This window comes from Streptomyces sp. RLA131 (genome assembly GCF_056270125.1).
Genome location: NZ_JBWDOQ010000002.1, coordinates 8046382 through 8060093 on the forward strand (window position 1 = coordinate 8046382; position 13712 = coordinate 8060093).

13 protein-coding genes are annotated in these 13712 nt (G+C 70.3%); 10 read left to right on the plus strand and 3 right to left on the minus strand.

Annotated features, from left to right (window positions below; genetic code table 11):
- Window positions 1–47: 47 nt before the first annotated feature.
- The 5 genes from RWE79_RS37320 (at window position 48) to RWE79_RS37340 (ending at window position 5459) form a co-directional block, all read left to right on the plus strand.
- Window positions 48–860, plus strand: coding sequence for a mycofactocin-coupled SDR family oxidoreductase (locus tag RWE79_RS37320; protein ID WP_475944933.1), 813 nt, complete (start codon window positions 48–50; stop codon window positions 858–860).
- Between the two features lie 322 nt (window positions 861–1182).
- On the plus strand, window positions 1183–2058 hold the full coding sequence (locus RWE79_RS37325) for an NAD(P)-dependent oxidoreductase (protein ID WP_475944935.1): 876 nt from the start codon (window positions 1183–1185) through the stop codon (window positions 2056–2058).
- Entirely contained in the window at window positions 2055–2243 is a 189-nt protein-coding gene (locus tag RWE79_RS37330) for a ferredoxin (RefSeq protein ID WP_475944937.1), read from the plus strand. Before RWE79_RS37325 ends, RWE79_RS37330 begins: the two co-directional genes overlap by 4 nt.
- Before the next feature lie 131 nt (window positions 2244–2374).
- The gene (locus RWE79_RS37335) at window positions 2375–3607 is read left to right on the plus strand and encodes a CaiB/BaiF CoA transferase family protein (RefSeq protein WP_475944939.1); all 1233 of its coding nucleotides are present in this window, start codon (window positions 2375–2377) and stop codon (window positions 3605–3607) included.
- Between the two features lie 391 nt (window positions 3608–3998).
- Window positions 3999–5459 carry an MFS transporter gene (locus RWE79_RS37340; protein ID WP_475944941.1) on the plus strand — a complete coding sequence of 487 codons (1461 nt, stop codon included), beginning with the start codon at window positions 3999–4001 and terminating at the stop codon, window positions 5457–5459.
- 135 nt (window positions 5460–5594) lie between these two features.
- Here the strand turns inward: RWE79_RS37340 and RWE79_RS37345 are convergent, their stop codons facing one another.
- From RWE79_RS37345 to RWE79_RS37355, 3 genes are read right to left on the minus strand one after another with little or no spacing between them, the layout of a single operon-like run.
- Complete coding sequence (locus RWE79_RS37345; protein WP_475944942.1) at window positions 5595–6371, minus strand: SDR family NAD(P)-dependent oxidoreductase; 777 nt, start codon at window positions 6369–6371, stop codon at window positions 5595–5597.
- The gene (locus tag RWE79_RS37350) at window positions 6368–7687 is read right to left on the minus strand and encodes an acyl-CoA dehydrogenase family protein (protein ID WP_475944944.1); all 1320 of its coding nucleotides are present in this window, start codon (window positions 7685–7687) and stop codon (window positions 6368–6370) included. Before RWE79_RS37350 ends, RWE79_RS37345 begins: the two co-directional genes overlap by 4 nt.
- 20 nt (window positions 7688–7707) lie before the next feature.
- Window positions 7708–8817, minus strand: a complete 1110-nt coding sequence (locus RWE79_RS37355) for a phosphotransferase family protein (protein ID WP_475944946.1) — start codon at window positions 8815–8817, stop codon at window positions 7708–7710.
- Between the two features lie 36 nt (window positions 8818–8853).
- On the opposite strand from RWE79_RS37355, the gene RWE79_RS37360 reads away from it, so the two are divergent.
- The 5 genes from RWE79_RS37360 (at window position 8854) to RWE79_RS37380 (ending at window position 13706) form a co-directional block, all read left to right on the plus strand.
- Window positions 8854–9513 (plus strand): TetR/AcrR family transcriptional regulator, encoded by a 660-nt coding sequence (locus RWE79_RS37360; protein WP_475944948.1) that lies wholly within the window; start codon window positions 8854–8856, stop codon window positions 9511–9513.
- 124 nt (window positions 9514–9637) lie between these two features.
- Window positions 9638–10402, plus strand: coding sequence for a crotonase/enoyl-CoA hydratase family protein (locus RWE79_RS37365; protein ID WP_475944950.1), 765 nt, complete (start codon window positions 9638–9640; stop codon window positions 10400–10402).
- Between the two features lie 236 nt (window positions 10403–10638).
- The gene (locus RWE79_RS37370; protein WP_475944952.1) at window positions 10639–11838 is read left to right on the plus strand and encodes a cytochrome P450; all 1200 of its coding nucleotides are present in this window, start codon (window positions 10639–10641) and stop codon (window positions 11836–11838) included.
- A gap of 37 nt (window positions 11839–11875) precedes the next feature.
- Entirely contained in the window at window positions 11876–12349 is a 474-nt protein-coding gene (locus RWE79_RS37375; RefSeq protein WP_475944954.1) for a VOC family protein, read from the plus strand.
- A gap of 214 nt (window positions 12350–12563) precedes the next feature.
- Window positions 12564–13706, plus strand: coding sequence for an acyl-CoA dehydrogenase family protein (locus RWE79_RS37380; RefSeq protein ID WP_475944956.1), 1143 nt, complete (start codon window positions 12564–12566; stop codon window positions 13704–13706).
- Window positions 13707–13712: the final 6 nt, after the last annotated feature.

The window sequence follows — 13712 nt, forward strand, 5'->3', positions numbered from 1 at the left end:
CGCGCCGCACGGAAACCCATCTGCGGAACGAGCGAACGGAGTCTGTTGTGGGGCGTGTTGAGGGCAAGGTCGCACTGGTCACGGGAGCGGCGCGCGGCCAGGGCCGCTCCCATGCGGTGCGGCTCGCGGAAGAGGGAGCGGACGTCGTCGTCACCGACGTCTGTCGCGACATCAGCGACGCGCTGCCGTATCCGCTGGCGTCGAAGGAACAGCTGGAGGAGACCGCGGAACGTGTCCGGGCGACCGGCCGCCGGTGTGTCGCCGTCCAGGCCGACGTCCGTTCGGTCGCCGAGGTACAGGTCGCCGTCGATGAGGCCAGGTCCGAGTTCGGCCACCTCGACATCGTCGTGGCGAACGCCGGTGTCATGAGTTCCGGACGGGCCTGGGAACTGTCCGAGGAGGCCTGGGACGTCGTCATGGACGTCAACCTCAAGGGCGCCTGGAACACCGTGCGCGCGGCGATTCCGTCGATGATCGCTGACGGGGCGGGCGGATCGATCGTCATCACCAGTTCGGCTGCGGGCATCCGAGGGCATGTGCCGTACGCCCACTACGTGGCGAGCAAGCACGGGGTGGTGGGCCTGATGAAGGCACTCTCCAACGAACTCGCCCAGCACAAGATCCGGGTGAACACCGTGCATCCCACCGGAGTCAGCGACACGGGCATCACGGTCGGTGTGCCGGTGGAGGAACTCGCCGCGCGCGAGCCCCTCTTCGCGCTGGCGGCGATGAACCCGCTCGCCCCGTTCGTCGAGCCGCGTGATGTGTCCAACGCGGTCCTGTTCCTGGCTTCGGACGAAGCGCGTTACGTCACCGGGCTGCAGTTCACCGTCGACGCGGGGTCGACGAACAAGCCGTAGCCGTAGCCGTGGCCCTACGATGCCCGATCCACCATATTCCAACCCCTCATTGCAGGGATACTCGCTGTCCGGACGAGGCGGAAGGCTTCTCTTCGGCCGTGGCCGCGGTGTGCTCACCAAGAGCAAATAACGCTGCTGGAGCCCGTATACCGTGTCCAGCGGGCTCTGTGGAACCCGTGACCCGAGGGGTGGGTTACGGGTTCCGCCATGAAGCAATTAGGTATACTCTTATGCGTCGAAGGTCGTCGCGGTGGGCAATCTGGCGGTTGCCCCGCATCGTCGGCCGGCAGGGCCGCAGCATCACTGCCGCGAAGGAGCGGAGATGAGCACACTGCCCGGTGGTGACTTTCCCCGGAACGCGGGTTCCCCCCGAACGACGGGGTTCGTCGGCGCCGGGCAGATCGGTGAGCCGATGGTGGAACGGTTGCTCGCGGTCGGCCACCCCGTCCGCCTGTACGCGAGGCGGGGCGAGGTCCGCGACCGGCTCTCGGCCGCAGGCGCCGAACTCGTGGACCGGGCCGAGGACATCGCCTCCTGCGACGTCGTCGTCAGCTGCCTCTACAGCGACTCCCAGGCGCTGAACGTGCTGCCCGAGGTCGTCAGGGCCATGGGCGCGGGCACGGTGCTCCTCACCCACACCACCGGGAGACCGGCGACGCTGAGCCGGCTGGACGCGTTCTCGCCCACGGGAAAGGCCGCGATCGTGGACGCGGCGTTCAGCGGTACGGCGGACGCGGTACGTGCCGGCCGTCTCACGGTCTACCTCGGAGGCGAGTCCGAGCACGTCGCGACGGCACATCAGGTCGTCAGCGCCTACGCCGATCCCGTGATCATGACCGGACCACGTGGTTCGGCGCTGCGGGTGAAGCTGCTCAACAACCTGCTGTTCGCCGCGATCACGCAGGTGACGCTGCGGGCACTGGAAGCGGGCCGGGAGATGGGCGTCGAGGAGGACGCTCTGCTCGAAGCCCTCGCGGTGAGCAGCGGCGGGAGCACCGCGGGGCGGTACATGGCCGCCCGCGGAGGCTCAGGACCGTACGTCGCCGGTGTCACGCCGTTTCTCCGCAAGGACCTGGCGGCCTGTGCGGACACCGCGGCCGGCATGGGCGTCGACCTCTCGGCGCTGTTGGCCGTGGCCCGTGACGGGCCGATGGATCTCGGCGACCTGGCAGGCATCGAGAACGGAGTGGTTCGATGAAGATCATCATTGACACGAAGCTGTGCTCCGGGCACGCGCGGTGCGCGGCAGCGGCCCCGGGCGTGTTCGAGCTCGACGACAACGGTTATGCCGTGCCCTTCGACGGACAGGTCCCGGCAGGCGCCGAGGAGGCGGCCCGCGAGGGTGCGACGGCCTGCCCGGAGCGGGCTGTCACCGTCGAGTGACGTCCGGCCGTCGCCCCCTTCCACCGGAAGCCCGGTCCGGGTACCGGCGCGCGACGTCGGCGCCGCGCGGTACGTGACGGGCGTGCCGCGCGCGGAGGGATCCCATCGAAGTCGACAAGGAGGCGGTCAGGGTGAACCGACCGATGGAGGGTGTGCGGGTCCTGGAGGTCGCGCAGTTCACCTTTGTGCCGGCGGCGGGCGCGGTGCTCGCGGACTGGGGCGCCGAGGTCATCAAGATCGAGCACGCCGAACGCGGCGACGGACAGCGCGGCCTGACGCGTGTGCTCGGACTGCCGGTGGCCAGTGAGGACTCCACGTTCTTCCCCATCATGGAGGGGCCGAACCGCGGCAAGCGCAGTGTCGGGCTGTCCCTGGAGAACCCGTCCGCGCGCGGGGTGTTCGAGGAACTGGTCCGGTCGAGCGACGTCTTTCTCACGAACTTCCTGCCCGGGGCGCGGGCCAGGCTCAAGATCGATGTCGAGGATGTCAGGGCCGTCAACCCCGACATCATCTACGTACGGGGAAGCGGGTTCGGCGTCCGGGGCGCGGAGAACGACAAGGGCGGCTACGACAGCACCGCGTTCTGGTCCCGCGGCGGCAGCGCGGCGGGCGTCACACCGCCCGGGGCCGATCGGATGACGCGGATGCCGTCCGGTGCCTACGGTGACTCGATGGGCGGGATGACGATCGCGGGAGGTGTCGCCGCGGCGCTCTACGCACGCCGGGTCACCGGCGAACCGTCGGTGGTCGACGTGTCGTTGCTCGGGGTGGGTGCGTGGGCGACCCAGTACTCGGTGAACCAGGCGCTGATGATGGGTGGGCCGCTGCCGCCGCGGGAGTACCCCCGGCACGGTTCGGCGACGAACCCGTTGGTCGGTACCTACCGGACGGCCGACGGCCGCTGGCTGGAGTTCTCGATGCTGCAGCCGGGCCGGTACTGGCCGGAGTTCTGCCGGCTCGTCGGCCGGGAGGACCTCGCGACCGACGACCGTTTCGGCGACGTCGAGAAGATCATGGCGAATGCCGGTGCGGCCGCGGCCATCGTCGCCGAGATCGTCGGCAAGCGGACGTTCGCCGAATGGGTCGAGATCCTCTCGCGGGGCGAGGGACAGTGGGCCGCCGTGCAGAACGCGTGGGAGGTGGGGCAGGACCCGTCGCTGCGGGCGAACGGCCTGATCGCGCAGGTCGTTGACGCGGACGGAAAGGATCGCGAACTGGTGGCCAACCCGGTCCAGTTCGAGGAGACGCCGGTGACCCTCACCCGCGCTCCCCAGTTCGCCGAGCACACCGACGAGGTGCTGCGCGAACTCGGCCTCTCCGACGAGGAACTCATCCAGCTGAAGATCGACGGCGCTGTGACCTGATGGGCCGACCGGCCCGGCGCCGGGGAACCCGTGGTCGCCCGGCGCGGCCTCCGTACCGGGCGGGGAACGGTCGCTGTTCCGTCTTCGCCCCTTCAGGCGGCGGCGCGGCCGTGGCGCCGGCCCGCTGCGCCGCCGTTCGCTGATCGCAGCCGGATGCCGGGCACTCGCCCGGCATCCGGGGAATCAGACCTGGTCACGTGGGCCGATCGCGCGGACCGCGTGTGCCGGGAACCCCGGCGACGTACGCTCCGCCCCCCTCAGCCACCACCCCGCGGCCGGTGACGGCCGCCTCGGCACCACGCAGATCGACCGACCACCCAGAGCGTCCAAGGACAGGCGCCACGCCCGGGAGGTTTCCTCCACCCGGCAGCCACTCGACGAAGGGCCCCTCATGTCCCATACGAAGATCACCAGACCGCCGGCGGCCGAGGAGTCCGGCCTCGGCGGCCGCCATACGCTCGTCATCCTCGCCCTGCTCTGGGCCGTCGCGCTGATGCCGATCGTCAGCATGCTGTCCGGCAACGCCCAGTCCCAGATCGCGATCCACTTCCACACCACCCAGATCGCCTGGTTCACCCTGAGCACCGCGCTGGTCGGAACCTTCGCCACACCCTTCGTCATGAAGGGCGCCGCGATGTACGGCAAGAAGCGCGTCATGGTGATCATCACGGTCTTCGGTCTGGTCGGCGATCTGATCGCCGCGCTCTCCACGAACTACGACCTGCTGATCATCGGCCGGAGCATCGCCGGAGTCTACGGTCCGGCCGCACCGCTGGCCTTCTCGATGGCCCGCGATGTGTTTCCCCGCCGTCTGGTCGGACCCGCCAGCGGGTTCCTCGGAGGCAGCGTCGGCCTGGTCGGCCTCGGCGGTCCGTTCCTGTCGGGGTGGGTCATCGACAACCACGGCTTCAGAGGCGCCCTGTGGTTCATGGTGATCTCCACGCTGGTGTGCCTGGCACTGCTGCTCGCCTTCGTGCCCGAGAGTCCGGTCCGTGAGGAACGCACCAGAATGGACTGGGTCGGCGGACTCCTGCTGGGCGGCGGTCTCACCGCCGTCGTCTACGGGATCGGAGAAGGCTCGGGCTGGGGTTGGACCAGTGGAAAGACCCTCGCGTACATCGCGGCGGGGCTGCTGGCACTGGTCGTCTTCGTATTCGTCGAGAGGCGCGTCGCCAATCCCCTGCTCCCGATGTCCATCCTGACGCGGCGCCCGGTCTGGACCGTCCTGCTGGCCACCGCCGTGGCCTCGGGCGCCATCATGGCCGTGGGGCTGCTCACCACGCTTCTCGCGCTCATGCCGAACATCCCGAACGTCTCCGGTGGCCTGGGCTGGTCGGCCACGAAGAACGCCGTGGTCTTCGCCCCGATGAGCGTGACCACCATCGCGGTGGCCGTCGGGGCCGGGGCACTCGCACGCAGGATCGACACCCGGATCCTGCTGGGACTCGGCGGGATCCTCACCACGGTGGGGTTCGCCCTGGGCTCTCAGCTCCACCACACGATTCCGCAGTTCGCGACCTGGGGCCTGATAGTCGGCCCCGGCGTGGGCCTGGTCCTCGCCATCACCCCCATCATGATCATCGGCACGGTGTCCCCGGAGGAACAGGCGTTGGCCAATGGCACCCAGTTCCTGCTCCAGGGAGTCGCGCAGTCGGTCTTCGTCCAGCTCGTGTTCGTGGTGATGGCCAGGAACGGCACGGTGCTGCGCGGCACGCAGTTCTACCTCGACTCCGGCTTCACCAACGGACTGTGGCTCGTGTCCGGCTTCTGCGCGGTGGGAGCCCTCCTCGTACTGCTGACCCCCCGGATCAAGCGGCTCGACGAAACCATGGTGGGCCAGGCCGTCTCCTGACCGCGACGATCCGGGCCGGTGCCGCCTCCCCGCAGCCGGCCCGGATCCCGCCCGCCGGACGCGGACTGTCCGGACGCCGGGAGGAGGCGCGGGCACACGTTCGCGGGGCGGACCGGACCGGTCCGCCCCGCGACTTCAGTACAGGCCGCCGTCGACCCGGATCAGCGCGCCCGTGGTGTAACCGGAGGCGGCGCTCGCGAGGTAGAGCGCGGTGCCCACGATCTCCTCCGGCCTGCCGGGCCGGCCGGCCGCGCTGCGTGCGCTCCGCCGCTTCTCCTCCGGCCAGGCCTTGGAGATGTCGGTGAGGAACGGGCCGGCCGAAATGGTGTTGACCCTCACCTTCGGGCCGTACTCCAGGGCGAAGACCGTGGTCAACGCGTTGAGCGCGGCCTTGGCACCCGCGTACGGGCCGAATCTGGGCTGCGGCATCAGGGCTCCCGAGGAGGAGACGTTGATGATCGAACCCCCGTCGCCGTCGGCCATCCGCTGCCCGATGAGGGAGGCGAGCCGGAACGGCCCCTTGAAGTTGACCCCGATGACCTTGTCGAACAGTTCCTCGCTGGTCTCCGCCGACGAAGGTGCCAGCGGTGACATGCCGGCGTTGTTGACCAGGATGTCGACCCTGCCGAACTCGCCGTACGCGGCGTCGGCGAGCCGTCCGAGGTCGTCCCAGCGCCCTGCATGGGCCGCGACCGGCAGGGCACGCCTGCCCAGCTCGCGTACCTGCGTGGCCGCTGCCTCGCACGCGTCCTGCTTCCGGCTGGAGATCACCACGTCGGCACCCGCGGTGGCGAACGCCCGTACCATCTCCAGCCCCAGGCCCCGGCTGCCGCCGGTGACGAGCGCTACCTTCCCCGTCAGGTCGAACAGGTCCGCCGCGGTGACCGGCGGTCCGCCCCGGTCGGTCGTCATGCGTTCACCCGGCCGGTGAGGCTGTCGTCGTCGATGATGTGCGCGTAGCGCTTGCGGGCGGCGTCGAGCTTCGGGGGGATGTGCTCGCTGGGGAACAGCCCTTCGGCGGGCCGGTGGTTTTTCAGTACCTGCTTGGCGATCGTGGTGCGGTGCACCTCGGTCGGTCCGTCGGCGAGAGCGAGGTTCGGCACGGCCATCCACCAGTGCGCGAGCGGGAGTTCGTTGGTGGTGCCGAGCGAGCCGTGGAGGTGCAGTGCCCGCTGGATGATGTCGTGCAGCACCTTGGCCATCGCGACCTTGCACATGGCGATCTGGGTGCGGGCGGCGCCGTGCGGCTGGGTGTCGATGATCCAGGCGGTGTTCAGCACGAGCAGCCGGAACTGCTGCAACTCGATCCAGGAGTCGGCGATGAACTGCTGGGTCGCCTGCTTCTCGGCGAGCAGGGTGCCCTGCGTGCGGCGCGACAGCGCCCGCTCGCACATCATGTCGAAGGCGCGGGTGCACTTGCCGACCGAGCGCATGGCGTGATGCACCCGGCCGCCGCCGAGGCGGGCCTGGGCCACCTTGAAGCCCTCCCCGGGACCGCCGAGCATGGCGTCGAGCGGGACCCGGACCCGGTGGTAGCGGAGGTACGCGTGGATGCCCTCGTCGAGGGAGTCCCGCTCGTCCATGGTGCCGACGTTGCGTTTGATCTCGATGCCGGGCGTCTCGGCCGGCACGATGAACATCGACATCCGCTCGTACGGCGGCGCGGCCGGGTCGGTGACGGCCATGACGATGAGGAACGACGCGTACCGGGCATTGGAGGAGAACCACTTCTCCCCGTCGATCACCCACTCGTCACCGTCGCGCCAGGCGCGGCACACGAACTCCTTGGGGTCGGCGCCGGCCTGCGGTTCGGTCATCGAGAACGTGGAGACGATGTCGCCGTCCAGCAGTGGCCGCAGGTAGCGGGCCTTCTGGTCCTCGGTGCCGAACATCGCCAGGATCTCGGCGTTGCCGGTGTCGGGGGCGGCCGTGCCGAACACCGTGGGGGCCCAGTAGGAGCGGCCCAGGATCTCGTTGAGGTAAGCCAGTTTGACCTGGCCGAAGCCCGGTCCGCCCAGTTCTGGGCCGAGGTGACAGGCCCACAGCCCCTGCGCCCTGACCTGCTCCCGCAGCGGCGCGATGATCGCGCGGGCCTTCACGTTGCGCTTGTCGTACGGGTCGCCCCCGTGCGGGAACAGCAGGTCGAGCGGTTCGACCTCCTCCCGGACGAAGGCCGCCGCCCAGTCCAGCTTGGCCTGGAACTCGGGTTCGATCGAGAAGTCCAGCATCGGTCCTCCGAAAGAGATGATCAGGGGGTGAGGTGGGTGAGCGCGGCGGCGAGCAGCAGGGGGATCCCGCGCCGCATCCGTTCCACCCGCTCGGTGACCTGGCCGCGGCGCTCGGCCCCCTTCACCAACAGCGCGGAAGCGGCGGCCTGCTTGTAACGGACGACGGCATCGAACCACCCCAGGTCCGGCACCGGGGTGCCGCCGGCCGTCTCGTAGGCGGCCAGCAGTTCGTCGGGCTCCAGGGTGGGGGCATCGGGTGCGACCGCCGTCGGATGGGCGGGATCGGACATCAGACGCATCCACGCGACGTCCAGCCGCGGATCTCCGACCGACCAGATCTCCCAGTCGATCACCGCTCGGATCTGCGAGCCGGCGCACTGCATGTTGCCCAGTCGCCAGTCGCCGTGCAGCACCGCCGGTCGCATCGGCGCGGGAACCGCCGCGCCGAGCCTGCTCCGGCACTCCGCCTCGGCACGTGCCACGTCCGGAGCGAGCTCGCAGGTCGCCAGCGCCGCCTGCCACCGCTCGACCTCGGCCCGCGGAGTGACCGCCTCCTCGTCGATGCCCAACTCCGCGGCGCCGACCGCGTGCAGGGCGGCCAGCATGCGGGCCGCGGCCGCGGCCCGCATGCGCACCACGTCCGGGGCCGGACGGTGCTCGCGCGCGACGTGACGGGGCTCGTAGCTCTCGCCGTCCACGAAGGACATGACGAACAGCGGGGGGACGTCCGGCGGGGCACCGAGGTCGCTGCCCAGTACCTCCGGTACGGCCACGTCGGCCACGCCGGCCAGCGCGGTGAGCACCCGGGCCTGACGCAGGACGTCCCGGTTGCGGACCGGCGGGAGGCCGGGCGGGGCGACCTTCACCACCACGCGGACGCCCGCGTCCGTCGCGGCGGAGTACGTGAGGCTGGACGTACCGCCGGGCAGCGGTGCCAGGTCCCGCAGCGTCCTGGCCACCGCGCGCGTCGCGCGCCGAGTGACGTCGGCGGGATCGGCGATCCCGGCCCGCGGTCGTGCCGCTGGTGGTTGGTCGGCCATGCCCACTCCGTCCGTCGCGGTCACCGGGCCGGCCGGACGGAACCGGCCGCGCACCGGCTGGAACGCCATACCGGCAAACAAGAACGTCATTCTTGGAATGAGTATCTGGACCCTACAATGTCCGCCATGACGAGTCCACAGGCCGACGGCAACCACCTCGGGGAAGAGTCCCTGGCGGCACGGGCGGTACGCCGGCGTGCCGGCGAGCGCTACGCCTCGGCGGAGGACGAGGTGCGACGGCTGCTCGATGTGAGCCTGGAGCTGATGCGGGCGGACCCGGCCGGCACCCCGAAGATCGCCGAGATCGTGCGGCGGGCCAAGGTCTCCAACGACGCCTTCTACCGGGCGTTCCGGAGCAAGGACGACCTCATGGCCGCGATCGCCGACGACGGGGCCCGGCGGTTGCTCGGTCACCTCCGCCACCAGTGCGACAAGCACACCGACCCGGTCGAGCGGATCAGGGCCTGCGTGCGGACGGTGTTCAGACAGGCGGCCGACCCGGAGGTGGCGGCCACCACGCGCGCGGTACTGCGCAACACACCGCACGGTGCGAAATCCGCCTCGGGCGGGGTCGAGTTGCGTCGGCGTATCGCCGATCTGCTGATCGAACCGCTGACGGAGTGCGGAAGCCGGGATCCGGCCCGTGATGCCGTCGTCGCGTCGTGCGCGATGCTCGCCGTCATGGAGCAGTTCCTGTGGTCGGAGCGGCCGGCCGCGACCGCGGACGTCGAGCACCTCGTCTCCTGGATCGTTCCGCGACCGCCGGGCGCGGCAGCTGCGCAGTGACCTCCGCGAGCGGTGGCGCCGGAAAGCGTGAATCGACGCGCGGGTCTCCAACAGACCCGGATTTGAGGATACTGTTCATCGGGAAGAGGTCGTCAGTGCGGGTCGACTGAGTCGAGGGGGAAGCGTGTCGGGCGAGGTTCTCGTGGAGCGCGACGGCGCCGTCCAGGTCATCACGATCAACCGCCCACAGGCGAGGAACGCCCTCGACGCCGCCGTGGCGGCCGGGGTGGCGGCGGCCGTCGACGAACTCGACGCGTCGGACGACCTGCGGGTCGGCGTCATCACGGGCGCGGGGGGCACGTTCTCCGCCGGTATGGACCTCAAGGCCTATCTGCGGGGCGAGAGTCCCGCGATCGAGGGCCGCGGGCTGTGCGGGATCACGATGACGCCGCCGCGCAAGCCGCTCATCGGCGCGGTCGAGGGGTGGGCGCTGGCCGGCGGCTTCGAGCTGCTGCTCGCGTGCGACCTCGTCGTCGCGGCACGTACGGCACGGTTCGGTGTGCCCGAGGTGAAGCGGTCGTTGGTGGCGGGCGGGGGCGCGGCGCTGCTGCTGCCACGGCGGGTGCCGTTCGCGATCGCGCTGGAACTGCTGCTGACGGGGGAGCCGTTCGGGGCGGAGCGGGCGGCCGCGGTCGGCCTGGTCAACCGGCTCACCGACGAGGGCGGCGCGCTCGACGGAGCGCTCCGGCTCGCGCGGACCATCGCGGAGAACGGCCCGCTCGCCGTCGCGGCGACCAAGCGGGTCGCCCGCTCCAGCGCCGACTGGACGCTGGACGAGGGCTGGGCGAAGCAGTCGGACATCACCCGGCCGGTGTTCTCGTCGGAGGACGCCAGGGAAGGTGCCACCGCGTTCGCCGAGAAGCGGCCGCCGGTCTGGAGGGGGCGCTAGCGGATCCGGTGAACCAACCCGGGCACCGTGCCGGATTCCGCGTGGACCCGGGGATTGCCGCCGTCGCCAGAGCGATGGCATGGTGGGTTCACCGTTAAAAGAGGGCTCTCAATCGCTGTAATTCCGAAAATGGTGCGGCGCCCGGTCACCTCGGGTGCGACGACCCCGCTCCCGTCGGAGACGTCGACGTGCCGTACTGCCTGTCCTGGCCTGAGCCTTCGAGGAGAGGAACCGCGATGAGTACGACGCTCGAGCCCGAGGGCAGCTACGAAGGCGTGCCCGCCTACCACTACGACAACACCGCCGGCGGCCCGCTCCTGAGCCATCAGGAGCGTTGGGACGAGATCGCCTCCACCCACGCGGGGTTCAGGAGCAGCATCGCGCGTGGCTACTGGGTCGTCACGGAAGGCAGGGCGGTGCAGGAGGCCCTGCAGGACTGGCACACCTTCTCCAGTACGTCGGTGACGGCTCTCGACCCGGACCCCAAGTTCCTGTGGATTCCGGAGATGCTGGATCCGCCCCTGCACACCGAGTGGCGACGTCTGCTGGGCCGGGAGTTCTCGCCCAAGGCGATCGCCACCCGGGAGACGGAGATCCGGAAGGTCGCGGTCGACATCATCGACCGGCTGAAGGGCGGCGGTCGCGCCGATGTGCTCGACGGGTTCGCACGCCGGTTTCCGACCCTCATCTTCATGCGCCTGATGGGCCTGCCCGAGGAGGACCTGGACACGTTCCTCGGGTGGGTGCACGAGATGCTGCACCTGTCCTACGAGCAGGACCCCGACCGCGGCCGGCAACTGGCCGCGATCAAGGCGGTGTCGGCGTACTTCGAGGAGCAGATCGCCCTCCGGCGGCAGGCGCCGCGCGACGATCTGCTGTCCCGCGCGATGTCGTGGGAGATCGACGGTGAGCGGATCGGCGACAGGGACATGCACGCGTTCTGTGTGCTGATGTTCCAGGCCGGCCTCGACACGGTCCCGATCTCGATCGGCTGGGCGCTCTACCATTTCGCCAGCCATCCGGAACAGCGCAGGGCGATCGTCGCGGACCCGTCGCTCATCGCGACGAGCGTGGAGGAGACCCTCCGCGTCTACTCGTTCGTGGTTCCGGCGCGCAAGGCGACGAAGGACGTCGAGATCGGCGGCTGCCCGGTCAGGTCCGGCGAGATGGTGATGCTGCCGCTCGCGGTCAGCAACCGCGACCCCGCGCGGTACGAGAACCCGCTGGAGGTGGACCTGTATCGCAAGGCGAGCAATCACATCGCCTTCGGTTCGGGCCCGCACCGGTGCCTGGGCTCGCACCTTGCCCGCCTCGAACTGAACGTGGCCGTCGAGGAGTGGCACAAGCGGATCCCGGAGTACCGCATCGCGGCCGGGCAGGACCTCGAACAGACCGGCAACATGTACGGCATCAAGTCGCTCGAACTCGAATGGTGAAGCGGTCGGCGCGGCGACGGGACGGTGATGAGTGGCGATGACGCATCCCCTCGGTTCGGCGGATCTGTACCACACGGGCATCGTGGTGCCGGATCTGGAAGCGTGGATGTCCCGGATGGGCGAGGTCGCGGGATACCGATGGACGGCGGTCCAGTCCGCCGAACTCCCGGTGTGGCTGGCGGACGGTGAGCGGGTGCTGCGACTGCGGTACGCGTACTCACTCGACGCTCCGCACATCGAACTCGTGGAGGAGATTCCCGGGACGCCGTGGACGGCGACCCCGCACGCCGCGACGCATCACCTCGGCTACTTCTGCGACGACGTTCCGACCACGTCGAAACGGCTGGAGGAGTCGGGGTTCGCCCTGGAGGCCTGCGCCCTGATCGACGGTTCGCCGTCGATATTCGCCTATCACGTGGACCCCGCGGGGCTGCGGATCGAGATCGTGGACCGCGCCCGGATGCCCGACTTCGCCGCCTACCTGCGTTCGAAGGTGTCGTGGTCGACCTGACGCGGCGCGCCCTCGCTCGCAACACGGTGGGTTGAAAGTCGTCCACTGATTTGCCGTGATTGAAGTGCTGGAGAGGGTAAACGACGGTTCTCAGCGGACGTATGGCCCGAATGGAGTATCCTTTATTACTCATGCGGGGTACGGTGTCGGCAGCGTCCGGTGCCATGCGTGTCAGGGCCGCGGCCGAGTCGAAGGCAATCGTGGAGGAGCCCGGGTGACCCTCACGTTCACCGAGGAGCAGGAAGAACTGCGCGCGTCGTTGCGACGCTTCCTGACGGACAAGTCGCCGAGTGAGGCCGTGCGGGGCTGGATGGAGTCCGAGGAGGGCCACGATCCCGCGCTGTGGCGGCAGATGGCCGGGCAGCTCGGGCTCCAGGGGCTCTCACTGCCGGAGACCTACGGCGGGGCCGGCGGCGGTCCGGTCGAGCTGGGCATCGTGCTGGAGGAGACCGGGCGGGCACTGCTGCCGTCCCCGTTCTTCGCGACGGTGGCGCTGGCCGGCCAGGCGCTTGCCGCCTCGGACGACGACGCGGCCAAGTCGCGGTGGCTCCCCGGTGTGGCGGACGGTTCGCTCACCGCGACCCTCGCGGTCGCGGAGGAGAGCGGCTCGTGGCGGCTGGAGGACCTCGCGGCCACCGCCACCGCCACCGCCACCACGACCACGACCACGACCACCGGCGGAGGCTGGACGCTCTCCGGCACCAAGATGTTCGTCGTCGACGGCCACACGGCCGACCTGGTGCTCGTCGTCGCGCGCACCGATGCGGGCCCCGGGCTGTTCGCCGTCGGGAGCGACGCGGCGGGAGTGAACCGGAGCCGGCTCGACGCGCTCGACCTGACGCGCCGGCTGGGCCGGATCGACCTCGACGGTGCCCCGGGCACACGGGTAGGTCCGGACGGCGACGCGACGGCGTTCCTGCGCAAGGTCCTGGACCTGGCAGTGATCGCACTGGCCGCCGAGCAGGTCGGCGGTGCACAGGCATGTCTGGACGCCGCGGTGTCGTACGCGAAGACCCGGGTGCAGTTCGGCCGGCCGGTCGGTTCGTTCCAGGCCATCAAGCACAAGTGCGCGGACATGCTGCTCCAGGTCGAGGCCGCCCGCTCGGCGGCCCGCCACGCCGCTTCCGCGGCGGCCGGGCACTCGGCGGAACTGCCGGTGGCCGCGGCGGCGGCGGCGTCGTACTGCTCGGAGGCCTACACCCACGCGGCCAAGGAGAACGTCCAGATCCACGGCGGCATCGGCTACACGTGGGAGCACGACGCGCACCTGTACCTGAAGCGGGCCAAGTCGTCGGAGCTGCTGTTCGGGGCGCCCGCGGCGCACCGGGCCCGGCTGGCCGACCTGGTGGGGATCTGAGGAGAC